Below are 24,865 nucleotides of genomic sequence, written 5' to 3'. Positions count from 1 at the left end.
CAAAACGTTCGTTCAATGTGCGATTGTCCGACAAAATTCAACAATAACAATCCATTACACACGACGGCGTTTTGGAGGACGACATCCATTATGAGGGATTGGTGTTACGTCACGAATTGCTGTCACTTCTAAACCTGTAGCTTGTAATGAACGAATAGCAGCTTCACGACCTGAACCAGGACCTTTAACAGAAACTTCTACAGTTTTCATTCCGTGCTCCATTGAACCTTTTGCAGCAGATTCAGCAGCCATTTGAGCAGCAAATGGTGTTGATTTTTTAGAACCTTTAAATCCTAAAGCACCTGCAGAAGACCATGAAACAGCATTACCATGAACGTCTGTAATCATAACAATTGTATTATTAAATGTTGAACGGATGTGTGCTACACCAGATTCAATATTCTTTTTCACGCGGCGTTTGCGTACAACTTTCTTTGCCATGAAGAATTAACCTCCTTCTTCTATAAATTATTTTTTCTTACCTGCAATAGCCTTAGCTGGGCCTTTACGAGTACGAGCATTATTTTTTGTATTTTGTCCACGAACTGGTAAACCACGACGATGGCGAACTCCACGGTATGAACCGATTTCCATCAAACGTTTGATGTTCAAGTTCACTTCACGACGTAAGTCACCTTCAATTTTTAGTTTATCCACTTCAGCACGGATACGGTCTAACTCATCATTCGTTAATTCGCGAACACGAGTATCTTCATTAACATTAGCAGCTGCTAAAATTTGTTTTGAAGTAGTAATACCGATTCCGTAAATATAGGTTAAAGAAATAACAACACGTTTTTCACGTGGAATATCCACACCTGCAATACGAGCCATACTAATGAGTACCTCCTTATATATTATCCTTGACGTTGTTTATGTTTGGGATTTTGACAAATCACCATAACTTTACCATTGCGTTTAATAACTTTACATTTTTCGCAAATTGGTTTTACTGATGCTCTAACTTTCATTTAAGTTCCCTCCTCTATTTCATTAACGGAGTCCATTATTTAAAGCGATACGTGATTCTTCCACGCGTTAAATCATACGGTGATAATTCAACCGTAACTTTATCGCCTGGTAAAATTTTAATGTAGTGCATCCGGATTTTTCCAGATACATGCGCTAAAACCTCATGACCATTTTCAAGTTCGACCTTGAACATCGCATTTGGTAATGTTTCATTAACAATACCTTCAATTTCAATTACGTCTTCCTTTGCCATGTCTTATCCTCCTTACTTGTAATAAGTTTTTACGGATTATTTGACGGACTTCTACCGTTATCTAACTTTCTAAGTATACCATTTCAGCTACAATAAATGCAAGATAACAGGCAGAGTCTAGCGAGGTTCACCCATAATTGATTGAATCGTTTGGAATAGATTGTCAATTCCACTTTCGCCATCTACATTACGTAATATGCCTTTTGCTTTATAGTAGTTTAAGATTGGTTTTGATTGTTCGATATTAATTTGAATTCGATTTTCCACTGTTTCAGGCTTATCGTCTTCACGTTGGTAAAAATCGTGAGACCCACAACGATCACATGTCCCTTCTACTTTAGGTGGATTATTTGTTTTGTGATATGTTGATCCACAGTTACGACAAATAATTCTTCCTGTTAGACGTTGCATTAAGATCTCAGGGTTCACTTCAATATTAATCACTGCATCAATTGAGCGATTTAAATCTTCCATGATTTTATCAAGTGCTTCCGCTTGAGCTTGAGTACGTGGGAAACCGTCCAATAAGAATCCTTTTTCTGTATCGGCTTGTTGTAAACGTTCCTTTACAATGCCGTTTGTTACTTCATCAGGTACTAATTCGCCTTTATCCATGAATGATTTAGCTTTAAGACCTAATTCAGTTTGTTGTTGCATAGCAGCACGGAACATATCTCCTGTTGAAATATGTGGAATTCCGTATGTAGCAACAATCTTTTCAGCTTGAGTGCCTTTACCTGCACCAGGTAAGCCCATTAAAATAATGTTCATAGTTGCCTCCTAGAATCATAACTGAGGAACTGACAAAACGCATTACTGCATCTTGTCAATTAATCCGTTATTCCTCAATAAATCCTTTATACTTACGTTTAATCGTACGTCCTTCAATTTGACGGCTAATTTCTAAAGCAACTCCGACAACAATTAGAAGGTTTGTACCACCTAGCATCAATCCTCTTGGTAAGTTCCACAATGCTGAAGCCACCATAGGAAGAATTGAAATACCTCCTAAGTAAAGCGCCCCTACTGTACTCAATCGAAGTAATGTACTTGAAACAAACGATTCAGTATCTTTACCTGGACGAACACTTAGGATGTAACCACCAGATTTTTGTAAGTTTTCTGCTACTTTCTCAGGGTTAACCTGAACGAAAGCATAGAAGAATGTAAATACAACAATTAACACTGTGTATAATGTTGCACCAGCAGGCTTAGTAAAATCAAAAATGTTAGTTGCAATTTGGTACCAGCCAGACTCGCTATGATCATTAGCATACAGACTTAAAATTGTTGATGGTAATGTCATGAATGAGCTAGCAAAGATAACAGGAATTACCCCTGCAGAGTTGATTTTTAATGGTAACCAAGATGTTTCACTTGATCCTGTTGCACGTTTTGAGTAAGAAATCGGTAAGCGACGTTGTGCTTGCTCAATATATACTACTAACATAACGACTAAAACAATCGCTACGATTAATGCAACTGTGAATCCTATTGCACGATATAATTCAGTGTCTTCACGACCTTGAATTTGTTTTACATAGAATTCATAAATATCGTGCGGCATTCTTGCTACGATACCTGCGAAGATTAGGACAGAAACACCATTCCCAATCCCTTTAACGGTTATCATGTCTCCTAACCAAGTAAGGAACATTGAACCAGCTGTTAACACAAGTGCAATCATTAAAAATGTTTTAATTCCTGGATTGTTAATTAAGCCATAATTTGACCAAACGTTAAATCCAAATGAAATTGCATAAGCTTGGAAAAATCCAATAACAATTGTTAAATATCGCGTTGCTGTATTTAATTTACGACGACCAACTTCACCTTGTTTAGACCATTCAACGAATGTCGGCAGAAGATCCATTTGTAATAATTGTACAACAATCGAAGCAGTGATATATGGTGAAACTCCCATTGAGAACAATGAGAAATTTGATAATGCACCGCCGCTAAATGTATTTAACAAACCAAAGATTCCTGTAGTTGCAAATGTTTGAATCGCTCCAGCATTTACACCAGGAACTGTCACTTGTGATCCAATACGAAAGACAACCAGAATCATCATCGTAAACAATAAACGATTTCTAATCTCCTTCATTTGAACAGCATTTTTTAGTAGAGTGAACATTAGATCACCTCTACAGTTCCACCTGCAGCTTCAATAGCTTCTTTTGCTGCTTGCGAGAATTTATTTGCTTTTACAGTTAACTTACGTTCAAGTTTACCATTAGCTAACACTTTGATACCGTCTTTTTCGTTTTTAACGATACCAGCCTCAACTAGTACAGCCGCAGTTACTTCTTGACCATCTTCAAAACGATTTAATGTTTCAAGATTTACAACTGCATATTCTTTACGATTAATATTTTGGAAACCACGTTTTGGAATACGACGGAACAATGGAGTTTGTCCACCTTCGAATCCTAATCTAACGCCACCGCCTGAACGAGCTTTTTGACCTTTGCTTCCGCGTCCAGCAGTTTTACCATTTCCTGAACCTTGACCTCTACCAACACGATTACGTTCTTTACGAGAACCTTCAGCTGGTTGTAATTCATGAAGTTTCATGTTCTGGGCACCTCCTCTTATAAGTTTTAAATTAAACTTCCTCAACATCCACTAAATGTGAAACTGTGTTAACCATACCTTTAATAGCTACGTTAGCAGGTTTAACCACTGTTGAACGAATTTTTGTTAAGCCTAATGCTTTACAAGTATCGATTTGGTTTTGAGGACGTCCAATCAAGCTTTTCTTTAAAGTAATCTTTAATTCTGCCATTTTTATGTCCTCCTTATCCTAAAAGTTCTTCAACTGATTTGCCACGTAATGTAGCAACATCTTCAACACGTTTTAATTGTTTTAATCCTTCGATTGTAGCACGAACCATGTTTACTGGTGTGTTTGAGCCTAAAGATTTTGAAGTTACGTCTGCAATACCTGCTAATTCAACAACGGCACGAACTGGTCCACCTGCTGCAATTCCTGAACCGGCTTGAGCTGGTTTTAACAATACGTTACCACCGCAGAAACGACCGATAACTTCGTGAGGAATTGTAGAACCACTAGTTGGAACTTCAATAAGGTTTTTCTTAGCATCTTCAATAGCTTTACGAATAGCTTCTGGTACTTCTTGAGCTTTACCAGTACCGAAACCAACATGTCCATTATGGTCACCGACAACTACTAAAGCAGCAAAACGTAAACGACGTCCACCTTTTACAACTTTTGTAACGCGGTTAATCGCAACGACACGATCTTCTAATTCTAAGTTTCTTGCATCAATATTAACCATGAATTGTGGATCCTCCTTTTCCTAGAATACTAGTCCATTTTCACGTGCTGCTTCAGCTAAAGCTTTTACACGTCCATGGTATAAGTATCCACCACGGTCAAAGACTACTTTCTTAATATTTTTTTCAAGTCCGCGTTCTGCAATTAATTTACCTACAGCAGAAGCTTCCTCAGTTTTTGTTCCGTTTTCTACATTAGTATCTAAAGTAGAGGCACTTGCTAGCGTCACACCCGCTACGTCATCAATTAATTGAGCGTAGATGTTTTTGTTAGAACGAAAAACGTTCAAGCGTGGGCACTCAGCAGTACCAGAAATTTTACGACGAACACGTGCGTGACGAGTTTGACGCACTTTATTTTTGTCTGGTTTTGTAATCACAATTTTCACCTCTTATAAATTAATCATGCTGCGATAAGCGCAACAAAAGGTAAATAATCACTAAAATTATTTACCTGTTTTACCTTCTTTACGACGTACAAATTCATCAACGTAACGAATTCCTTTACCTTTATAAGGTTCTGGAGGACGTACGCCACGAATGTTAGCAGCTAATTCGCCAACTTTTTGTTTGTCATAACCTTTAACGATTACTTTTGTATTAGAAGGAACTTCGATTTCTACTCCTTCTTCTGGAGTGAACTCCACTGGATGAGAATATCCAACGTTTAATACAAGGTTTTTACCTTGTAATTGAGCACGATACCCAACCCCGATTAATTCCAATTCTTTTTGGAATCCTTCAGTAACACCAACTACCATGTTGTTGAATACTGCTCGAGTTGTTCCGTGGATTGTTTTGTTTTCTTTTGAATCATCTGGACGAGTGAATACTACTTCACCTTCGCGTTGTTCTAAAGAAATGTTTTGGTTGAATGTATAAGTTAATTCACCTTTAGGACCTTTGACAGTAACTGTGTTGTCCTTTAAGTCTAATGTTACCCCTGCAGGAATAACGACTGGTTTATTTCCGATACGGCTCACTTGGCTGCACCTCCTTGTTTTCTAGATTACCAAACGTATGCTAGAACTTCTCCACCTACGTTTTTAGCTCTTGCTTCTTTGTCTGTAATAACACCTTCAGATGTTGATACAATAGCGATTCCTAAACCATTTAACACTTTAGGAACTTCACCTGTTTTAGCATAAACACGTAAACCAGGTTTAGAAATACGTTTCAATCCTGTGATTACACGTTCGTTATTTTTTCCATATTTCAAGAACACTTTCATGATGCCTTGTTTACCATCTTCTTCAACTGAGAAGTCTTTGATGAACCCTTCAGATTTTAAGATGTTTGCAATAGCAACTTTCATGTTTGATGACGGAACTTCTAGTGATTCGTGACGAACCATGTTCGCGTTACGAATACGAGTTAAGAAATCCGCGATTGGATCTGTCATAACCATTAATGAGTACCTCCTTTATCAAGTAGTAATGATTACCAACTTGCTTTCTTCATTCCTGGGATTTGCCCTTTATAGGCAAGCTCACGTAAACAAATACGGCAAAGTTTGAATTTACGATAAACTGAATGTGGTCGACCACAACGTTCACAACGAGTATATTCTTGAGTTGAATATTTTTTTGGACGTTTGTTCTTTGCGATCATTGATTTTTTAGCCAAACTACTCGCCTCCTGTGAGTTTTATTTTTATTTTTGGAAAGGCATTCCAAGTTGAGTTAATAATTCTTTTGCTTCTTCGTCTGTATTAGCTGTTGTTACGATAACAATATCCATACCACGAACTTTGTCTACACGATCGTAGTCAATTTCAGGGAAGATTAATTGTTCTTTAACACCTAATGTGTAGTTACCGCGTCCATCAAAAGATTTTTTAGAAATCCCACGAAAGTCACGTACACGAGGTAATGAAACAGTTACTAACTTGTCTAAGAAGTCATACATACGTTCACCACGTAGAGTAACTTTAGTTCCGATTGGCATACCTTCACGTAAACGGAAACCAGCGATTGATTTCTTCGCAGTTGTCACAACTGGTTTTTGTCCAGAGATTAATGTTAACTCTTCAACTGCTTTTTCTAAGTTTTTAGCGTTAGATGTTGCATCACCAACACCCATATTAATAACGATTTTTTCTACTTTAGGTACTTCCATAACTGATTTGTAGTTAAATTTTTCAATTAATGAAGGTACTACTTCGTTTTTGTATTTTTCATTTAAGCGATTCATGCAGGATGGTCCTCCTTCCTCAAATTACTGAATTATGCTTTTTTATGACCTTTAGGTACACGTACCTTTTCACCGTTTTCTACTTTAAAGCCTGTACGAGTTGCTTTACCTGTAGTAGGGTCTACGAACATTACGTTTGAAACATGAATTGGAGCTTCCACTTCAACGATTCCCCCTGTTTGGTTCGCTTGAGATGGTTTTTGATGTTTCTTAACAATGTTAACACCTTCAACGATTACACGGTCTTTTTTAGGAAAACTCTTTAAAATTTTTCCCTCTTTACCTTTGTCTTTACCTGAGATTACTTTTACGATATCACCAGTTTTAACGTGCATGTGTTACACCTCCTTCGATTTTGATGAGAATTATAATACTTCTGGAGCTAATGAAACGATCTTCATGTAGTTGTTATCACGTAATTCACGTGCAACTGGTCCAAAGATACGTGTTCCACGAGGGCTCTTGTCATCACGAATGATTACACATGCATTTTCGTCGAACTTAATGTATGAACCGTCTTTACGACGTGCACCTGATTTAGTACGAACGATTACAGCTTTAACGACATCCCCTTTTTTAACAACTCCACCTGGTGTTGCTTGTTTAACGGATGCAACGATTACGTCACCGATATTAGCTGTTTTGCGGCCAGATCCGCCTAGAACTCTAATTGTTAACACTTCACGAGCGCCTGAGTTGTCAGCCACTTTTAGTCGAGTTTCTGTTTGAATCACTATTGGTTCCTCCTTTCAAATGTATACACAATTGAAATTAAATAATTACTGCTTCTTCAACAATTTCAACTAATCGGAAACGTTTTGTTTTTGACAATGGACGAGTTTCCATAATCTTAACAATGTCCCCAACTTTTGCTGAGTTATTTTCATCATGAGCTACAAATTTTTTCGTATATTTAACACGTTTACCGTAAGTTGAGTGACGTTTGTAAGTTTCGATTGCAACTACTAACGTTTTGTCCATCTTATCTGAAACAACGCGTCCTTGATATACTTTACGTTGGTTACGTTCTACAGTCATGTTCATTGCCTCCTTTGCTGATGATTATTTTTGCAATTCTTCTTGACGCAATGCAGTCTTGATACGCGCAATTTGTTTACGTACTTCACGAATGCGTGCTGTACCTTCTAATTGCCCAGTAGCAAGTTGGAATCGTAAGTTGAATAGTTCTTGTTTTAATTCATTTTCTTTTTCAACAAGTTCAGCAGTGGATAACCCTTTAAGTTCTTTCTTAAGTTCATTAACCTTCATTCGATTCACCACCATTTTCTTCGCGTTTCACAAATTTTGTTTTAACTGGCAATTTGTGTGATGCCAAACGTAAAGCTTCGCGTGCGACTTCTTCTGATACGCCAGCGATTTCAAACATCACTTTGCCGCGTTTAACTGGTGCTACCCAACCTTCAGGTGCCCCTTTACCAGAACCCATACGAACCCCGATAGCTTTAGCTGTATATGATTTGTGAGGGAAAATTTTGATCCATACTTTCCCACCACGTTTCATGTAACGTGTCATAGCGATACGTGCTGCTTCGATTTGACGGTTTGTAATCCAGTGAGATTCTGTTGCTTGTAAACCGTATGTACCGAATACTACTTCTTTACCACCTTTAGCTTCCCCGCGCATTTTTCCACGGAACTCACGACGGTGTTTTACACGTTTTGGTACTAACATGTTTATTTCCCTCCTTTCTCAGAGTTTTTGTTCTTTCTTGTTGGTAATACTTCATCACGGTAAATCCAAGTTTTAACACCTAATTTTCCGTATGTTGTATCTGCTTCTTCCCATGCGTAGTCAATATCCGCACGTAATGTATGCAATGGAACAGTTCCTTCTGAATAACTTTCAGAACGAGCGATATCAGCACCGTTTAAACGACCTGAAACCATAGTTTTAATTCCTTTAGCACCAGCGCGCATTGTACGTTGGATTGCTTGTTTTTGTGCACGACGGAAAGCAATACGACGTTCTAAGTCACGAGCAATTCCTTCTGCAACTAATTTAGCATCTAAATCAGGTTTTTTGATTTCTACAATATTGATGTGTACTCGTTTACCTGTTAAGTTGTTTAAGTTTGTACGTAATTTATCTACTTCAGATCCACCTTTACCAATAACCATACCTGGTTTAGCTGTGTGGATTGAAACATTAACACGATTAGCAGCACGTTCAATTTCAATAGTTGAAACGCTAGCTTCGTTTAATTGTTTACGGATATAATCACGGATTTTTAAATCTTCATGCAAGAATTCTGCGAAATCTTTTTTAGCGTACCATTTTGAATCCCAGTCACGGATGATTCCAACACGCATTCCTAATGGATGAATTTTTTGACCCACTGATTATCCCTCCTTCTTCTCTGATACCACTACAGTGATGTGGCTTGTGCGTTTTAAGATTTGTGAAGCTGAACCTTTAGCACGTGGACGGAAACGTTTCATTGTTGGTCCTTCGTTCACGTAAGCTTCACTTACATATAAGTTTTCAACATCTAAGTCGAAATTATGTTCAGCGTTAGCAATTGCAGACATTAAAACTTTTTCTACGATTGGTGATGCTGAACGTGGTGTAAATTTCAAGATTGAAATTGCGTCACCGATTTTTTTACCTCTAATTAGATCGACAACAAGACGAGCTTTACGAGGTGCAATACGAACTGTTTTAGCAACTGCTTTAGCAGATGTGATTTGTTCTGACATTTTTCAAGTCCTCCCCTCGTTATTTGCGTTTAGATTTCTTATCGTCATTCACGTGACCACGGTAAGTTCTTGTAGGTGCAAATTCACCTAATTTATGTCCTACCATGTCTTCTTGAATATAAACTGGAACATGTTTTCTGCCGTCATATACAGCAATTGTTTGTCCAACAAAGTTTGGGAAAATTGTTGAACGGCGAGACCAAGTTTTGATCACAACTTTTTTGTCGCTACCTTGAGCAACTTCAACCTTTTTCATCAAATGTTCATCGACGAAAGGTCCTTTTTTCAAACTACGACCCATTACGGAAATCCTCCTTCCAAGAATTTAATAGAATCAGATTTGTTATCTAGTTATTAATTATTTTTTACGACCACGAACAATAAGCTTGTTAGAACGAGCTTTCTTGCTACGAGTTTTGTATCCAAGAGCTGGTTTACCCCATGGAGATACAGGTGTTGGACGTCCGATTGGAGCGCGACCTTCACCACCACCGTGTGGGTGATCGTTAGGGTTCATTACAGAACCACGAACTGTTGGGCGTTTACGTTTCCAACGAGAACGTCCTGCTTTACCGAAGTTAATTAATTCGTGTTGTTCGTTACCAACTGTACCAACTGTAGCGCGGCAAGTTGAAAGAATCATACGAACTTCACCTGAGTTCAAACGAACTAAAGTGTATTTACCTTCTTGGCCAAGTACTTGAGCACTTGTACCAGCTGAACGAACTAATTGTCCGCCTTTACCTGGTTTTGTTTCAATGTTATGGATCACAGTACCAACTGGAATGTTTGCTAACGGTAAAGCATTACCTACTTTAATATCAGCATTTTCTCCTGATTCGATACGTTGTCCTACTTGTAAACCTTTTGGAGCAATGATATATGCTTTAACACCATCTACATAGTGAATTAATGCAATGTTTGCTGTACGGTTTGGATCGTACTCGATTGAGTGAACTACACCTTCAACGTTATCTTTATTACGTTTGAAGTCAATCACACGGTAAGCACGTTTGTGTCCGCCACCTTGGTGACGTACAGTGATTTTACCTTGGCTGTTACGACCAGCGTTATTTTTTGATGATTCCAACAAAGTTTTTTCTGGTGTTGACTTTGTGATTTCGCTGAAGTCATAACCTGTCATATTACGACGGCCGTTTGAGGTTGGATTATATTTTTTAATCGCCACGTCTGTTTCCTCCTATTATTTATAGTAGTTTTTCTTTCTGAAGATTAAGCTTCTTCAGCGAATAATTGAATATCTTTTGAATCTTTTGTAAGCTTCACAATTGCTTTACGACGTTTGTTAGTGTAACCACCGTAGCGGCCAACACGTTTGAATTTAGCACGTACATTTAAGATGTTAACTTTTTCAACTTTAACACCAAAAATTTCTTCTACGGCTTGACGTACTTGAATTTTGTTAGCACGTACATCAACTTCAAAAGTGTATTTCTTTTCGTCAGTAGCAAGCATTGAAGCTTCAGTAATGATTGGGCGTTTGATTACGTCACGTGCATCCATTATTGAAGTCCCTCCTCTACTTTAGAAAGAGCTGCTTTTGTGAATAATAATTTGTCGTTGTTTACAACGTCTAATACTGTAACATCAGTTTCGTCAACGATTGTTACGTTTGGAATGTTACGTCCTGCTAATAATGCGAAATCGTTTGAAGATTCAACAACTACTAACACTTTTGTATCTACGTTTAAGTTAGACAATACTTGTGCAAACTCTTTTGTTTTTGGTGCGTCAAATTGTAATGCTTCCACTACAACAAGCTTATTATCCAATACTTTTTGTGATAATACTGATTTAATCGCTAAGCGACGTACTTTTTTAGGTAATTTGTAACTATATGAACGAGGTGTTGGTCCGAATACAATACCTCCGCCACGCCATTGTGGTGAACGGATTGATCCTTGACGAGCACGACCAGTCCCTTTTTGGCGCCATGGTTTACGCCCGCCTCCGCTTACTGCACTACGGTTTTTAACAGCGTGTGTTCCTTGACGTAATGAAGCGCGTTGCATGATTACTGCGTCGAATACTACATTTTCATTTGGTTCAATTCCGAAGATGTCTGAGTTCAATTCGATTTCTCCGTTTGTTGTTCCATCTTGTTTAAATAATGTAACTTTTGTCATTCTCTCGTTCCTCCTTCCCTATTTATTATTTAGATTTAACTGCTGTTTTAATTTCTACTAATGATTTCTTAGATCCAGGTACGTTACCTTTGATTAAGATTACATTGCGTTCTGCATCAACTTTCACTACTTCTAAGTTTTGAATAGTGATACGGTCGCCACCCATTTGTCCAGGTAATGCTTTACCTTTGAAAACACGTGATGGGAATGATGCTCCACCCATTGAACCAGGACGACGGTGGTAACGAGAACCGTGTGCCATTGGTCCGCGAGATTGTCCATGACGTTTGATAGCACCTTGGAAACCTTTCCCTTTAGATGTACCTATTACGTCAACGATGTCTCCTGCTTTGAATACATCAACTGTAATTTCTTGTCCTACTTCGTACTCGCTAAGCTCGACATTGTTGAATTCACGAATGAAGCGCTTAGGAGTAGCATTTGCTTTTGCTACATGACCTTTAGCAGGGCGATTTGATAAAACTTCACGTAAGTCGTCGAAACCTAATTGAACAGCTTCGTAACCGTCGTTTTCGATTGTTTTTAATTGAAGAACAACGTTTGGAGTTACTTCAACTACTGTTACAGGAATAAGTTCACCTGCTTCTGTAAAGAATTGAGTCATCCCTACTTTTTTGCCTAAGATTCCTTTGGTCATGGTTACACCTCCATTTTTCTATTTATTATAATTTGATTTCAATGTCAACGCCGCTTGGTAAGTCAAGCTTCATTAAGGCATCAACAGTTTTTGGCGTTGGATTAACGATATCGATCAAACGCTTGTGTGTACGCATTTCAAATTGTTCGCGAGAATCTTTATATTTGTGAGTCGCACGAATAACTGTGTAAAGCGATCTTTCTGTTGGCAATGGAATTGGACCAGCTACGCTAGCACCAGTTCTTTTTGCTGTTTCTACGATTTTTTCCGCTGATTGATCAAGCGCACGATGTTCGTAAGCTTTCAAACGGATACGGATTTTTTGTTTTGCCATTGTCTTTCCTCCTTCGTCTAATGTTGTCATAAGACTAGCTCCACGCGAATTTCCGACTTAACCCTTTCGTGGCAAAGCGTCCGGGCGTGTCGCAACCTCTCGTTTCATAGCTCCCCTTCTTAATTTTAGAGGGGGTATGCTACATCGGAATAGATTTTCCTCTGCGGCACTTTTAATAGTATACTAGATTCTTTTTCTGAATGCAAGCGAAAACCGTTGATTTAACAACATTTATTTATGCACACGCGCCCGTGTGTTTCTTTTTGTACTAAAACCCTTACAAACGTTGATATGAAAGCATTTCTTTTAGATTTCTATATTTTTGCTTTCCGCTTTCAATTGTCTGACATTTTTGTTTAATAATTTTTTAAATAAAAAAAGACTATCCGAAAAGGATAGTCTTGAAAATTTAATTTAGAAAAATTATTTTTCGATAGAAGCTACTGAACCAGCACCTACAGTACGTCCACCTTCACGGATAGAGAACTTAGTACCAGCTTCAATCGCTACTGGGTGAATTAATTCAACTTCCATAGTTACGTTATCACCAGGCATTACCATTTCAACACCTTCTGGCAACACACAAACACCAGTGATGTCTGTTGTACGGAAGTAGAATTGAGGACGGTAGTTTGAGAAGAATGGAGTATGACGTCCACCTTCTTCTTTAGTTAATACGTAAACTTCAGCTTTGAATTTAGTATGTGGAGTGATTGTTCCTGGTTTAGCAAGAACTTGTCCACGTTCGATGTTGTCACGTGTAACACCACGTAATAATGTACCAATGTTATCCCCTGCTTCAGCGTAGTCTAACAATTTACGGAACATTTCAACACCAGTTACAGTAGTTTTAGAAGTTTCTTCAGAAATACCAACGATTTCAACTTCATCACCAACACGAACTTGTCCACGTTCAACACGACCTGTAGCAACTGTACCACGACCTGTGATTGAGAACACGTCTTCAACTGGCATCATGAATGGTTTGTCAACGTCACGTTCTGGAGTTGGAATGTATTCGTCAACAGCAGCCATTAATTCTAAGATTTTTTCTTCGTATGAAGCGTCGCCTTCTAAAGCGCGTAAAGCAGAACCTGAAACAACTGGAGTGTCATCGCCTGGGAAATCGTATTCTGATAATAAGTCACGAACTTCCATTTCTACTAATTCTAATAATTCTTCATCGTCAACCATGTCAACTTTGTTTAAGAATACTACGATGTAAGGAACACCTACTTGACGTGATAACAAGATATGTTCACGTGTTTGTGGCATTGGGCCGTCAGCTGCAGATACTACTAAGATAGCACCATCCATTTGAGCAGCACCAGTGATCATGTTTTTAACGTAGTCCGCGTGTCCTGGGCAGTCAACGTGAGCATAGTGACGAGTTTCTGTTTCGTACTCAACGTGAGAAGTGTTGATTGTGATTCCGCGTTCGCGTTCTTCTGGAGCTTTATCGATTGCACCGTAATCTTGAGCTTGCGCAAAACCTTTCTTAGCTAAAACAGTTGTGATAGCAGCAGTTAATGTTGTTTTACCGTGGTCAACGTGGCCGATTGTACCAATGTTAACGTGTGGTTTTGAACGGTCAAATTTTTCTTTTGCCATTTAAATGATTCCTCCTATTAATTGAGTTTTGTTAGATTCTATAACAGTATCTACCGATTGTAATTATACCAAAGAACTCTCTTAAAAATCAACTGGTTATGACTGACATAACCAGTCGATATCGTTCATTTGATAGTTATCAAATGGGGGGGGAGATTATTCTCCGTTACCGCCATTTTTCTTAATGATTTCTTCTGCAATGCTCTTAGGAACATCTTCATAGTGGTCGAATGTCATACTGAATGTACCACGACCTTGTGTTGCAGAACGTAATGTAGTCGCGTAACCGAACATTTCTGATAAAGGAACCATACCTTTAACGATTTGTGCGTTACCACGGATTTCAGAACCTTCAATACGTCCACGACGAGCGTTAACGTGGCCCATTACATCTCCGAAATACTCTTCTGGAACTGTAATTTCAACAGCCATCATAGGTTCTAAGATAGCAGGTTGAGCTTTCTTAGCAGCAGCTTTAAGCGCCATAGAAGCGGCAACTTTGAAGGCTGTTTCAGATGAATCGACATCATGGTAACTTCCATCATAAAGTTTAGCTTTGATGTCCACTAATGGATAACCAGCTAATACCCCGTTTTCCATAGCATCTTTCAATCCAGCTTCAACTGCAGGGATGTATTCACGAGGAACAACCCCACCGACAATTGCGTTTTCGAATTCGAATCCAGCACCTTCTTCGTTAGGAGTAAATTCAATCCATACGTGACCGTATTGACCTTTACCACCTGATTGACGAACGAATTTACCTTCAGCTTGTGTAGAAGCACGGAATGTTTCACGGTAAGATACTTGAGGAGCACCTACGTTAGCTTCTACTTTGAACTCACGACGCATACGGTCAACGATGATGTCCAAGTGTAACTCACCCATACCAGCGATAACTGTTTCACCAGTTTCTTGGTTAGTGTAAGCACGGAATGTTGGATCTTCTTCTGCAAGTTTTTGTAAAGCAATACCCATTTTATCTTGGTCAGCTTTTGATTTAGGTTCAATAGCAACCTCGATAACTGGATCAGGGAATTCCATTGATTCTAAGATAACTTCAGCTTTTTCATCACATAATGTGTCCCCTGTAGTTGTATCTTTAAGACCAACTGCAGCAGCGATGTCTCCTGAGAATACTTCTGGAATTTCTTGACGAGAGTTCGCGTGCATTTGTAGGATACGTCCTACACGTTCACGTTTACCTTTCGTTGAGTTCTTAACGTATGAACCTGATTGTAAAGTACCAGAGTACACACGGAAGAATGTTAAACGACCTACGAATGGGTCAGTCATAACTTTGAAGGCCAATGCTGAGAATGGTTCTTCATCAGATGAATGACGTTCTACTTCTTGGTCTGTGTTAGGGTCTACCCCTTTAATTGAAGGAACATCTAATGGAGATGGTAAGTAGTCAACTACTGCATCTAACATTAATTGTACCCCTTTGTTTTTGAAGGCTGAACCACATAATACTGGGTAGAATTCTACCGCACATGTAGCTTTACGGATAGCTGCTTTTAATTCAGCTTCTGAAATTTCGTCACCTTCTAAATAGCGTTCCATTAATTCTTCGTCAGTTTCAGCAACAGCTTCCACTAATTTTTCACGCCATTCTTCAGCTAAGTCTTGTAAATCTTCAGGGATATCTGTTTCTTGGATATCTGTACCTAAGTCATTTGTATAGATTTCAGCTTTCATTTTGATTAAGTCAATGATACCAGTGAAGTTGTCTTCAGCTCCGATTGGTAATTGAATTGGGTGTGCATTTGCTTGTAAACGATCATGGATTGTACCTACTGAGTATAAGAAGTCAGCACCGATTTTATCCATTTTGTTTGCAAATACGATACGTGGAACTCCGTATGTTGTAGCTTGACGCCATACAGTTTCTGTTTGAGGTTCTACCCCAGATTGCGCATCAAGTACAGCTACTGCACCATCTAATACACGTAGAGAACGTTCTACTTCAACTGTGAAGTCCACGTGCCCTGGAGTGTCGATGATGTTGATACGGTGGCCTTTCCATTGTGCTGTTGTAGCAGCTGATGTAATAGTGATACCACGTTCTTGTTCTTGTTCCATCCAGTCCATTTGAGAAGCTCCTTCGTGAGTTTCACCAATCTTGTGGATTTTACCAGTGTAATAAAGTACACGCTCAGTCGTTGTAGTTTTACCTGCATCGATGTGGGCCATGATACCGATATTACGAGTATTTTCAAGAGAGAATTCTCTTTTTGCCATCTTCGTTCTACACCTCTTTCTATATTTCTAACAATAAGCGAGACCAAAAAGGTTGGAAAACCTTTTTAATCTTACCAACGATAGTGAGCAAACGCTTTGTTCGCTTCAGCCATTTTATGTGTGTCTTCACGTTTCTTAACAGAAGCACCTGTGTTGTTCGCAGCATCCATAATTTCTTTTGCTAAACGAACTTCCATAGTATCTTCACCACGTAGACGTGAGTAGTTTACTAACCAACGTAAACCTAATGTAGTACGACGGTCTGGACGAACTTCCACAGGAACTTGATAGTTAGAACCCCCTACACGGCGAGCTTTAACTTCAAGAACAGGCATAATGTTTTTCATTGCTTGTTCGAAAACTTCCATTGGATCGTTTCCAGTTTTTTCTTTAACGATATCAAATGCGTTATATAAGATTGTTGCAGCTTTACCACGTTTTCCATCTACCATTAAACGGTTGATTAAACGAGTAACTAATTTTGAATTATAAATTGGATCAGGTAAAACATCACGTTTTGCGACAGGACCTTTACGAGGCATTTATAATCCTCCTTTCATTTAATGAGTGTTTATTTATTATTTGTTTTTAGGACGTTTAGTACCGTATTTAGAACGACCTTGCATACGGTTGTTAACTCCTGCAGTGTCTAAAGCACCACGAATGATATGGTAACGTACCCCTGGTAAGTCTTTTACACGTCCACCGCGGATTAATACAACGCTGTGTTCTTGTAAGTTGTGACCGATACCTGGAATGTACGCAGTTACTTCGATTAAGTTAGATAAACGTACACGGGCATATTTACGTAACGCTGAGTTAGGTTTTTTAGGTGTCATAGTACCTACACGAGTACATACACCACGTTTTTGTGGAGAGTTTGTATTCGTTTGTGATTTTTTGAAACTGTTATAGCCTTTACCTAACGCTGGAGAAGCTGATTTCTCAACTGCTGATTTACGAGGTTTACGGACTAATTGGTTAATAGTTGGCATTAAGCTCTTCCTCCTTCCCTAACGGGTTCTTCTTGGTCCACACTTCCGGGCGGACCATTTTTTGTTAAAAATTAAAAGACATCACTGTCTTATAAAATGGCCTTCTTACCAGTCAGCACGACTGATTTGATTACTTATCAGGAATCAGGTATAAAAGCACCTCTAATAGAATATCATTTCTTCACTTTAGCGTCAAGAGATTTCCTATTCAATTATCGAAACTTTCCATTGAGAAAATAGTGGCTTTTTAAATCGTACAATTCATTTTAAATTAAAAAAAGGCGGGATTTCTCCCGCCTCAATATTTTTTTATTATAGAAAATTAAGCTTTTCCTGTTGAACCAAAGATATCCATTGTTTCTTTTGTTACTTTAACGATAGCATCGAAACCAGGTTTGATAACTTTACGTGGGTCATAAACACCAGCATCTGCATTTAATTTAGCACGAACTGCTGCTGTCCATTGTTGTTGTAATTCAGTGTTAACGTTAATTTTAGCATGTCCACGTTCGATTGCTTTTTTGATTTGGTATTCTGGAATACCTGATCCACCGTGTAATACTAATGGAGCACCTGTAGCTTCTGAGATTGCTAACATTTCATCGAAACCTAAAACTGGTTCGCCTGAGTAAGTTCCGTGAACTGAACCTAAAGCTGCTGCTAATGCATCAATTTTAGCTTCTTTAACCATACGTACACATTCGTTTAAATCAGCGTAGTTAATTCCTCCAGTTACGCCATCTTCAGTACCACCTACAGTACCTACTTCAGCTTCTACTGAAGCTCCTTTTGGATGTGCATACGCTACAACTTCTTTAGTTAATGCGATGTTTTCATCGATTGGGAAGTGAGAGTGGTCAAACATTACTGAGCTGAATCCAGCATCGATGTATTGTTTACATACTTCTACTGAAGAACCGTGATCTAAGTGTAATGCTACTGGAACAGTGATGTCCATTGAATCTAATAACGCATTTACCATAGCTGAAACAACTTTTGGTCCACCCATGTATTTACCAGCGCCTTCAGACACACCTAAGATAATTGGTGAGTTAGCTTCTTGAGCTGCTGTTAATACTGCTTGTGTCCATTCTAAGTTGTTGATGTTGAATTGACCAACAGCGTATTTACCTTCTTTAGCTTTTTGTAACATTTCAGTCATGCTTACTAAACGACTCATGTTTTAGTTCCTCCTTGATGCTTACAGCATTTATTTTTAACGGTCTTATTATAACGTATTCTTTTTTGAATTTCTACCTTTTATTGTTTTTAACATTTCCGTAATCTTTCTTCTGAAAAATGATGTGTCCACCATTCGTTCAAAAAACACTAATTTTTATTTTAAAAAGGCACTAAACATTACAATAAAAATATTCGTTTTTTATCCCAAAAGAAGCTTTTAAACAGATTTTATTTTTATTATAATAAAGTAAATAGTAGGATGGTGCATTATTAATATGAGAAATACTAAAAAACAAGACAAAATTAAACGAATCGAATTTTACGGAATTTGTATCTTATCTATATTAACCCTTACGCTAGGCTGCCTTGCACGTCCATCTGCGCAAGGAAGCTTAGAGACCGTTCAATCAGAAGAACTTTCATCCAAACAAAATCAAGATACAACCATTCCTTCGAATCTCCCTCAATCTGCCAAAACCAACAAACACACTGCTCGCATTACTGCAAGTGGCGATATGCTTTATCACGATATTGTTTATGGTAGTGCGTTTGATGGAACATCATATGATTTTAAAAATGACTACGAACAAATTACTCCACTCATATCTAGCGCAGACCTTGCAATTGGGGATTTTGAAGGAACGATTAATCCCAGCAAGCCTCTAGCAGGATATCCTATTTTCAACGCTCCTGAAGAAGTGATTCAAAGTATTAAGGACGCTGGATACGACGTCCTCGATTTAGCCCATAACCATATCCTCGATACAGGCATCGAAGGATTGAAATACACAGCTAATGCTTTTCGTAAAAACGGCCTCGATATTTTCGGGGTTAAAGTCGACCCTTCTGAAGGTATTCTTGTAAAAGAAGTCAATGGGATTAAAGTGGCTATTCTCGGATTTGCATATGGATTTAACGGAATCGAAGCCAGCCTCACCGATGAAGAATATAACAATCACTTATACGATTTGAATATGCAAAAAGTGAAGGAACTTATCGAACGCGCTGAAGAAATTGCAGACTTTACGATTGTATTGCCCCAAATGGGAGAAGAATATCATCTTCATCCGACAAAAGAACAAGTGGATACGTATCATCAAATGATTGAATGGGGTGCCGATGTCATTTTCGGCGGACACCCACACGTTATTGAACCGACCGAAACCATCACAAAAGATGGTGAAAAGAAATTCATCATCTACTCGATGGGGAACCTCCTTTCCAACCAACGCGTCGAAACCCTGGGAAACATCTGGACTGAACGCGGTGTCATTATGGACATTACGATTGAAAAAGAAAATGGTAAAACAACGCTTACTAGTGTTAAAGCCCATCCAACATGGGTTTCACGTACTGAAATCAACCGCAGTTTTATGGGCGGTCCTGCCTATGACTATCAAGTCTTTCTTGCTGAGAACTATATACCAGGCGGACCCTTAGAGCATACCGTGGATAAAGAAACGCTGGAGCGAATTCAATCCGCTTATACAGAAGTAAATGAATTATTAAATATTAACTTTTAAATAAAAAACAGAGGCGCTTCCTGCAAGCAGGAAGCGCCTTTTACTATTCTAACTTAAGTCATAGGAGCTGAAATGTATGTAATAATTTTATTTGGAGTACCGATTTCTTCGTAATACCCTGTAATCCAAAAATAGTTAAGCGAGTCTACTTAAGAAATAGTTCACTTCAATTTCAACACCCAAGGCTAATACGCGCTCATCGATATCGAATTTTTCATGGTGATGTCCATACGCTGTTTCTTCGCCCGATTGGCTTCCAAGCAAGCCATAAACACCTGGTTTATTCACTAAGTAATCTGCAAAGTCATCGGCGCCCATGGATGATTCATAATTTGTAATTAGGTTATCAATTTCTTCTACTTTTGAAACCACCTTTTGGAATTCTTCTGCTAACTCTAGCGTATTGATGACTGGAGCTGCCGCATCATACCACTCAATTTCAAATTCACAACGGTTGAGCTCAGCAATTCCTTTTGCAATACGCGTTACAGCTTCTTTTAAATGTGCACGTGTTTCGTGGCTAAATGCACGAATCGTTCCCTCTATTTCAGCATCGTTAGCAACGATATTATAGCGCGTTCCTGCATTTAATTTACCGATTCCAACTACAGCCCGGTCAATTGGATTCACTTCGCGAGCCACGATTGTTTGCAAGGCAACCACAACTTCACTTGCTGTCACAAGCGCATCATGTCCTAAATGAGGGCGCCCTACATGAGCACTCTTCCCTGTAATTTTAATTTTAAAAATATCACATGAGGCATTCACTGGTCCACCTTGCACCGCAAACGATCCAACTGGCAATCCTGAATTTACGTGAATCGCAAATGACTCATCCATATCATCGATTTGACCTGATGTCACGAATTGTTTTGCGCCTGCACCAATTTCTTCGGCAGGTTGAAACGCAATTTTTACAATTCCTGAAAAGGTGTCTTTGATGTCGTTCAATAATTTAGCTGTTCCAAGTCCCATAGCCGTATGCGCATCATGTCCACAAGCATGATTCAAACCTAGTCGTTTTGAAGCATATGGTTTACCCGTGCAATCAGGAAGTTCTAATGCATCAATATCAGCACGAAGTAATACGGTTTTCCCTTCCCCTTTCTCCCCTTTGATAATCGCTAAAGTTCCTGTCTCCCCAACCTTTTCAAACGGCACGCCAAATGAATCAAGTTCCTTTTGTATAAAGGCTGCAGTTTCATATTCTTTTAAACTTGACTCAGGATTCTCATGTAGATATCTTCTTGTTTTTACAAGATAATCTTGTAATTCAGATGCTTTTTCTTGAATAGTACTCATTTTATGCTCCTTCTTTCATTGAATAAAGAGGCCTGCTAAGCACGCCTCTCTAACTCTATTTTTTTCGAAATGTAAGATATAACTTACATTTTGCTTTTCTCACAACTTAATAGTTGAGTTCGAAAAGGCAGAGACTCAAGCCTTTCTCGCTTTGTCCGCGCGACTTTCCAAGTCGCTTACGGCAAATCTCGAACCGTCATCGTCTCTTATCGCTTTTTCTCACATCCTATGTAGTTGAGCTCGCCATCGCAGAAATGGCGTGCGTTTCCTGAAACGTCCGCACGACTCGTTCCGAGTCCCTTACGGCATATCAGTCCAATGGTTCGGCCCTGAGCGTTCGCCCTCGTATCCTAGTTGTTTAATTTTGCTTTTGTCCAAACTGGTACGCTAGCACCTTTGGTCACTTCTTCGATTTTCTTAGCGGTTTGTTCTGTTTGGTAGTATTCCACTACTTTTTTGTATACTTCATTGTTTTCGTTTCCTTCTTTAACCGCAATTACGTTGTAGTAAGGTTTAGAAGAATCTGTAATTTCTTCAATGAAGATAGCATCTTTTGTTGGTTGGAATCCCGCTTCAACAGCAAAACCGTTATTGATTAATGAAGCCGCAACATCATCTAATGCACGAGCTGTTTGTCCAGCAGGTAATTCTTTGATTTGAATGTTCTTAGGATTTTCAACGATATCATCTTTAGTTGCTAGAGTATTACTTGGATCTTTTAATTTAATAACACCAGCAGCGTGTAGTAAACGTAATGCACGTGAGTTGTTTGAAGTATCTTCAGGAATTGCGATTGTATCCCCATCTTTTAATTCACTTACGTTTTTGATTTTCTTAGAGTATACACCCATTGGCGCAATCACTGTATATCCAATTGGTTTGATGTGTGTGCCTTGCTCTTTGTTGAAGCGCTCTAAATAAATGATTGTTTGGAAAGCATTCAAATCAACATCGCCATTTTCCAATGCTTGGTTTGGTTGTACATAGTCAGTAAATTCTACTAACTCTACTGCAATACCTTCTTTTTCTTTCAAGCGGGCAATAACGTCATTCCAAACTTCCTGGTTTCCAGCGTTAACCCCTAATTTGACTTGTTTTACTTCTTTTTTTGCTTCTGTAGATGCATTGCTTCCTGAGTTAGATGATTGAGCAGCCCCACATGCTGCTAAAGTTAATGCTGCTACTGCAGCTACGAATAATTTTTTAATGTTCATTTTATTTTCCCCTTTTGAGTTAGTTTGTTTTTGTTTTGGATGAGATTCGTCACATCCCGTAGTTGAACTCGGGCTCACAGGACCGACGTCCATTTCCTGATATGTCCGCACGACTCGTTCCGAGTCCCTTGCGTCATATCAGTCCAATGGTTCGGCCCTGAGCGTTCGCCCTTGTATCCTTTGTAGTTGAGTTCGGAAAAGCAGAAACGACGTCCACTTCCCGAAACGTCCGCAGAACGTTTCACGTTCCTTCCGGCGTTTCGGTCCAGTGATTCGTTTCTAACCGCTTTTCCTCACATCCTTTTATTTCGTGGCTTTCTTTTCTAAGAAGTCCCCAATTGCTTGGCAGATAAATACTACGATAAGCATGATAAGTGTCGATACAACGATAACGTCTCCTTGGAATCGATTATATCCTCTGGAAATAGCTACGTTCCCGATTCCACCGGCACCGAATGCTCCAGCCATAGTCGTTAATCCGATTAAACTAATGATTGTTAATGACCCTGCACGAATTAAACTTGGTAGACCTTCTTTTAAGTACACTCTGAAAATAATTTCAAGTGGAGTACATCCCATCGCAACGCTAGCTTCAATAACCCCTTTATCTACCTCGGTTAAGGCTAGCTGCACCTGACGAGAGAAGAACGGAACTGTTGCTACTACTAGAGGAACGATTGCCCCCGGAATACCAATGGTTGTTCCGATAATAAAGCGAGTAAACGGAATTAATAACATCGCTAAAATAATAAATGGTATCGAACGGAATACATTCACGATTTTATCTAGTATTAAATACACTAGTTTGTTTTCAAGAATATTCCCCTCACGTGTCACCACTAATGTCACACCTAAGGCAATCCCTAGAACTCCAGCGATGAAACCAGATATTCCTACCATTATTAATGTATCAATCGTCGCTTTTTGAATTTCTTCCCAAACTTTAGCATTAATATTTGGAAACCATGATTGAAAATCTATCAGTGCTAATACATTCATCCTAAGCACCTCCCTTTGATTCTTCTAGGACATCAACAGAAACACCTTGTTCCTTGATATAAGAAAGTGCATTTTCGATACCTGATTTTTCTCCAGAGAGACCCACTAATAGCGTTCCTACTGGCGTCTCTTGAATAATCTCAACATTGGCAAACAAGATGTTGGCTGCCACTTGGAATTGAGTAGATAGTTTTGTGATTAATGGTTCTCCCGTCGAAGCTCCTACAAATGAAATCTTCACTAAGTAGTCGCCTTCTTTCAGATTTAATAACTGTTCATGCGAAAGCACTGTTTCAATTCCTTGGTTAATATGAGTAGCTGTATCGATGAAGTCTTTCGTTAAGTCACGTTCAGGATTTGTAAAGATTTCAAGAACGCTTCCTTGTTCAATCACTTCTCCCTCTTCCATAACTGCTACTTTATTACAAATTTCTTTTACAACTTGCATCTCATGCGTGATGATGACAATTGTAATGCCTAATTGAACATTTACTTTCTTCAGTAATTCCAAAATTGAATAAGTTGTTTTAGGATCTAGCGCACTTGTTGCCTCATCACAAAGCAATACATCTGGGTCATTGGCCAACGCTCTTGCGATCGCGACACGTTGTTTTTGTCCCCCAGACAGTTGACGAGGATAACTGTTGACCTTATCTTCTAACCCTACTAATTCTAATAAGGATAGTACTTTTTCTTCAATTTCTGATTTGGTTTTCCCTGATTTTTTTAATGGAAAAGCCACATTATCAAATACGGATAAAGTATTCATCAAATTGAAATGTTGGAAAATCATTCCAATTTTTTTACGAGCTTCACGTAGTCCTTTCGGTTTCAGCTGTAGTAAATCGACACCGTTTACCACTACATTCCCTTTTGTAGGACGTTGAAGAAGATTAATGGTTCTCACTAGCGTACTTTTTCCAGCGCCACTATAGCCGATAATTCCATAAATATCTCCTGATTCCACATCTAAAGATACATTTTTTACTGCATTGATTACTTTTGCGCCTTGTTTAAAAGTCACATCAATATTTTCTAATTTAATCATGTGTTCTCCTTTCTTTTAAGCAAACAAAAATCGCCCTCCTACTAACATAAGTTAGCAAAGGACGAGCTCAATTCCCGTGTTACCACCTTTGTTCATAGCATTCTCACAAATCCTATCTCCATCTGTTAAACAGTATGACTGTTTAACGAGAAGCTGTATCGGGCTTTCCCGT

37 protein-coding genes and 1 other annotated feature (1 of these 38 cut by a window edge) are annotated in these 24,865 nt (G+C 38.7%); of the genes, 1 reads left to right on the top strand and 36 read right to left on the bottom strand.

The annotated features are described in order from the left end of the window. Positions 1-54 precede the first annotated feature (54 nt). The 32 genes from rpsK to fba form a co-directional block, all read right to left on the bottom strand. Positions 55-441, bottom strand: a complete 387-nt coding sequence (gene rpsK / locus ACO5V7_RS04580) for a 30S ribosomal protein S11 (RefSeq protein ID WP_005607440.1) — start codon at positions 439-441, stop codon at positions 55-57. A gap of 27 nt (positions 442-468) precedes the next feature. Continuing rightward, a complete protein-coding gene (gene rpsM / locus ACO5V7_RS04575; protein ID WP_005607442.1) occupies positions 469-834 on the bottom strand; it encodes a 30S ribosomal protein S13 in 366 nt (121 codons plus the stop codon). A gap of 23 nt (positions 835-857) precedes the next feature. After that, positions 858-971 carry a 50S ribosomal protein L36 gene (gene rpmJ / locus ACO5V7_RS04570; RefSeq protein ID WP_005607444.1) on the bottom strand — a complete coding sequence of 38 codons (114 nt, stop codon included), beginning with the start codon at positions 969-971 and terminating at the stop codon, positions 858-860. 35 nt (positions 972-1,006) lie between these two features. After that, the gene (gene infA, locus ACO5V7_RS04565; RefSeq protein ID WP_005607446.1) at positions 1,007-1,225 is read right to left on the bottom strand and encodes a translation initiation factor IF-1; all 219 of its coding nucleotides are present in this window, start codon (positions 1,223-1,225) and stop codon (positions 1,007-1,009) included. A gap of 117 nt (positions 1,226-1,342) precedes the next feature. Then, positions 1,343-1,996, bottom strand: coding sequence for an adenylate kinase (locus tag ACO5V7_RS04560; RefSeq protein WP_005607447.1), 654 nt, complete (start codon positions 1,994-1,996; stop codon positions 1,343-1,345). Positions 1,997-2,063: 67 nt separating this feature from the next. After that, positions 2,064-3,362 (bottom strand): preprotein translocase subunit SecY, encoded by a 1,299-nt coding sequence (gene secY, locus ACO5V7_RS04555; RefSeq protein ID WP_298650483.1) that lies wholly within the window; start codon positions 3,360-3,362, stop codon positions 2,064-2,066. Further along, positions 3,362-3,802, bottom strand: coding sequence for a 50S ribosomal protein L15 (rplO, locus tag ACO5V7_RS04550; protein ID WP_039849224.1), 441 nt, complete (start codon positions 3,800-3,802; stop codon positions 3,362-3,364). The genes secY and rplO overlap by 1 nt, the downstream gene beginning before the upstream one ends. Positions 3,803-3,833: 31 nt before the next feature. Then, a complete protein-coding gene (rpmD, locus tag ACO5V7_RS04545) occupies positions 3,834-4,013 on the bottom strand; it encodes a 50S ribosomal protein L30 (RefSeq protein WP_005607451.1) in 180 nt (59 codons plus the stop codon). Positions 4,014-4,026: 13 nt separating this feature from the next. Next, the gene (gene rpsE / locus ACO5V7_RS04540) at positions 4,027-4,527 is read right to left on the bottom strand and encodes a 30S ribosomal protein S5 (protein ID WP_485485214.1); all 501 of its coding nucleotides are present in this window, start codon (positions 4,525-4,527) and stop codon (positions 4,027-4,029) included. 21 nt (positions 4,528-4,548) lie between these two features. Next, entirely contained in the window at positions 4,549-4,905 is a 357-nt protein-coding gene (rplR, locus tag ACO5V7_RS04535) for a 50S ribosomal protein L18 (protein ID WP_039849225.1), read from the bottom strand. 66 nt (positions 4,906-4,971) lie between these two features. Beyond that, positions 4,972-5,508: a 50S ribosomal protein L6 gene (gene rplF, locus ACO5V7_RS04530; protein ID WP_298650477.1), complete on the bottom strand. Its 537-nt coding sequence runs from the start codon at positions 5,506-5,508 to the stop codon at positions 4,972-4,974. Positions 5,509-5,534: 26 nt separating this feature from the next. Beyond that, positions 5,535-5,933, bottom strand: coding sequence for a 30S ribosomal protein S8 (gene rpsH / locus ACO5V7_RS04525; RefSeq protein WP_005607457.1), 399 nt, complete (start codon positions 5,931-5,933; stop codon positions 5,535-5,537). A gap of 32 nt (positions 5,934-5,965) precedes the next feature. After that, positions 5,966-6,151, bottom strand: coding sequence for a type Z 30S ribosomal protein S14 (locus ACO5V7_RS04520; protein WP_005607459.1), 186 nt, complete (start codon positions 6,149-6,151; stop codon positions 5,966-5,968). 27 nt (positions 6,152-6,178) lie between these two features. Beyond that, positions 6,179-6,718, bottom strand: a complete 540-nt coding sequence (gene rplE, locus ACO5V7_RS04515) for a 50S ribosomal protein L5 (protein WP_485485213.1) — start codon at positions 6,716-6,718, stop codon at positions 6,179-6,181. 32 nt (positions 6,719-6,750) lie between these two features. Beyond that, positions 6,751-7,053, bottom strand: coding sequence for a 50S ribosomal protein L24 (gene rplX, locus ACO5V7_RS04510; protein WP_298650468.1), 303 nt, complete (start codon positions 7,051-7,053; stop codon positions 6,751-6,753). 30 nt (positions 7,054-7,083) lie between these two features. Next, positions 7,084-7,452 (bottom strand): 50S ribosomal protein L14, encoded by a 369-nt coding sequence (gene rplN, locus ACO5V7_RS04505; protein ID WP_005607465.1) that lies wholly within the window; start codon positions 7,450-7,452, stop codon positions 7,084-7,086. A gap of 37 nt (positions 7,453-7,489) precedes the next feature. Further along, entirely contained in the window at positions 7,490-7,756 is a 267-nt protein-coding gene (gene rpsQ, locus ACO5V7_RS04500; protein WP_039849226.1) for a 30S ribosomal protein S17, read from the bottom strand. A gap of 24 nt (positions 7,757-7,780) precedes the next feature. Next, a complete protein-coding gene (gene rpmC, locus ACO5V7_RS04495; RefSeq protein ID WP_005607469.1) occupies positions 7,781-7,987 on the bottom strand; it encodes a 50S ribosomal protein L29 in 207 nt (68 codons plus the stop codon). Continuing rightward, positions 7,977-8,411 (bottom strand): 50S ribosomal protein L16, encoded by a 435-nt coding sequence (gene rplP, locus ACO5V7_RS04490; protein WP_005607470.1) that lies wholly within the window; start codon positions 8,409-8,411, stop codon positions 7,977-7,979. The genes rpmC and rplP overlap by 11 nt, the downstream gene beginning before the upstream one ends. Positions 8,412-8,413: 2 nt before the next feature. Beyond that, entirely contained in the window at positions 8,414-9,076 is a 663-nt protein-coding gene (gene rpsC, locus ACO5V7_RS04485) for a 30S ribosomal protein S3 (RefSeq protein ID WP_298650464.1), read from the bottom strand. Positions 9,077-9,079: 3 nt separating this feature from the next. Next, positions 9,080-9,436 (bottom strand): 50S ribosomal protein L22, encoded by a 357-nt coding sequence (gene rplV / locus ACO5V7_RS04480; RefSeq protein WP_005607473.1) that lies wholly within the window; start codon positions 9,434-9,436, stop codon positions 9,080-9,082. 19 nt (positions 9,437-9,455) lie between these two features. Then, positions 9,456-9,737: a 30S ribosomal protein S19 gene (gene rpsS / locus ACO5V7_RS04475; protein ID WP_485485212.1), complete on the bottom strand. Its 282-nt coding sequence runs from the start codon at positions 9,735-9,737 to the stop codon at positions 9,456-9,458. Positions 9,738-9,794: 57 nt separating this feature from the next. Further along, a complete protein-coding gene (gene rplB / locus ACO5V7_RS04470) occupies positions 9,795-10,625 on the bottom strand; it encodes a 50S ribosomal protein L2 (RefSeq protein WP_298730598.1) in 831 nt (276 codons plus the stop codon). A gap of 44 nt (positions 10,626-10,669) precedes the next feature. Next, positions 10,670-10,960: a 50S ribosomal protein L23 gene (rplW, locus tag ACO5V7_RS04465; protein ID WP_005607479.1), complete on the bottom strand. Its 291-nt coding sequence runs from the start codon at positions 10,958-10,960 to the stop codon at positions 10,670-10,672. Next, a complete protein-coding gene (gene rplD / locus ACO5V7_RS04460) occupies positions 10,960-11,583 on the bottom strand; it encodes a 50S ribosomal protein L4 (protein ID WP_485485211.1) in 624 nt (207 codons plus the stop codon). Before rplD ends, rplW begins: the two co-directional genes overlap by 1 nt. Before the next feature lie 25 nt (positions 11,584-11,608). Next, entirely contained in the window at positions 11,609-12,241 is a 633-nt protein-coding gene (rplC, locus tag ACO5V7_RS04455; protein ID WP_485485210.1) for a 50S ribosomal protein L3, read from the bottom strand. A gap of 25 nt (positions 12,242-12,266) precedes the next feature. Then, positions 12,267-12,575: a 30S ribosomal protein S10 gene (rpsJ, locus tag ACO5V7_RS04450; protein WP_039849279.1), complete on the bottom strand. Its 309-nt coding sequence runs from the start codon at positions 12,573-12,575 to the stop codon at positions 12,267-12,269. A gap of 423 nt (positions 12,576-12,998) precedes the next feature. Continuing rightward, positions 12,999-14,186 (bottom strand): elongation factor Tu, encoded by a 1,188-nt coding sequence (gene tuf / locus ACO5V7_RS04445; RefSeq protein ID WP_298645536.1) that lies wholly within the window; start codon positions 14,184-14,186, stop codon positions 12,999-13,001. A 156-nt stretch (positions 14,187-14,342) separates the two neighbouring features. Continuing rightward, complete coding sequence (gene fusA / locus ACO5V7_RS04440) at positions 14,343-16,430, bottom strand: elongation factor G (protein ID WP_298645534.1); 2,088 nt, start codon at positions 16,428-16,430, stop codon at positions 14,343-14,345. Between the two features lie 71 nt (positions 16,431-16,501). Beyond that, positions 16,502-16,972 (bottom strand): 30S ribosomal protein S7, encoded by a 471-nt coding sequence (gene rpsG / locus ACO5V7_RS04435; protein ID WP_005607491.1) that lies wholly within the window; start codon positions 16,970-16,972, stop codon positions 16,502-16,504. A 36-nt stretch (positions 16,973-17,008) separates the two neighbouring features. Beyond that, complete coding sequence (gene rpsL / locus ACO5V7_RS04430) at positions 17,009-17,425, bottom strand: 30S ribosomal protein S12 (RefSeq protein WP_049555349.1); 417 nt, start codon at positions 17,423-17,425, stop codon at positions 17,009-17,011. Between the two features lie 322 nt (positions 17,426-17,747). Beyond that, positions 17,748-18,605, bottom strand: a complete 858-nt coding sequence (gene fba, locus ACO5V7_RS04425; RefSeq protein ID WP_298645525.1) for a class II fructose-1,6-bisphosphate aldolase — start codon at positions 18,603-18,605, stop codon at positions 17,748-17,750. A 277-nt stretch (positions 18,606-18,882) separates the two neighbouring features. Between fba and ACO5V7_RS04420 the strand changes: the two genes are divergently transcribed. Then, the gene (locus ACO5V7_RS04420) at positions 18,883-20,130 is read left to right on the top strand and encodes a CapA family protein (protein ID WP_485485209.1); all 1,248 of its coding nucleotides are present in this window, start codon (positions 18,883-18,885) and stop codon (positions 20,128-20,130) included. A 135-nt stretch (positions 20,131-20,265) separates the two neighbouring features. Here the strand turns inward: ACO5V7_RS04420 and ACO5V7_RS04415 are convergent, their stop codons facing one another. The 4 genes from ACO5V7_RS04415 to ACO5V7_RS04400 form a co-directional block, all read right to left on the bottom strand. After that, positions 20,266-21,432: a M20 metallopeptidase family protein gene (locus ACO5V7_RS04415; protein ID WP_485485208.1), complete on the bottom strand. Its 1,167-nt coding sequence runs from the start codon at positions 21,430-21,432 to the stop codon at positions 20,266-20,268. Positions 21,433-21,782: 350 nt separating this feature from the next. Further along, positions 21,783-22,646: a MetQ/NlpA family ABC transporter substrate-binding protein gene (locus ACO5V7_RS04410; RefSeq protein ID WP_298645520.1), complete on the bottom strand. Its 864-nt coding sequence runs from the start codon at positions 22,644-22,646 to the stop codon at positions 21,783-21,785. Between the two features lie 303 nt (positions 22,647-22,949). Then, entirely contained in the window at positions 22,950-23,645 is a 696-nt protein-coding gene (locus ACO5V7_RS04405) for a methionine ABC transporter permease (RefSeq protein WP_485485207.1), read from the bottom strand. A 1-nt stretch (position 23,646) separates the two neighbouring features. After that, complete coding sequence (locus ACO5V7_RS04400) at positions 23,647-24,693, bottom strand: methionine ABC transporter ATP-binding protein (RefSeq protein WP_485485206.1); 1,047 nt, start codon at positions 24,691-24,693, stop codon at positions 23,647-23,649. Positions 24,694-24,747: 54 nt separating this feature from the next. Next, positions 24,748-24,865: a binding site (T-box leader), on the bottom strand; it runs 126 nt beyond the window's last position.

The sequence above is a fragment of the Granulicatella sp. genome (assembly GCF_057274575.1).
The sequence above is the reverse complement of the archived record's forward strand: the minus strand, read 5'-3'. Positions and strand labels throughout refer to the sequence as shown.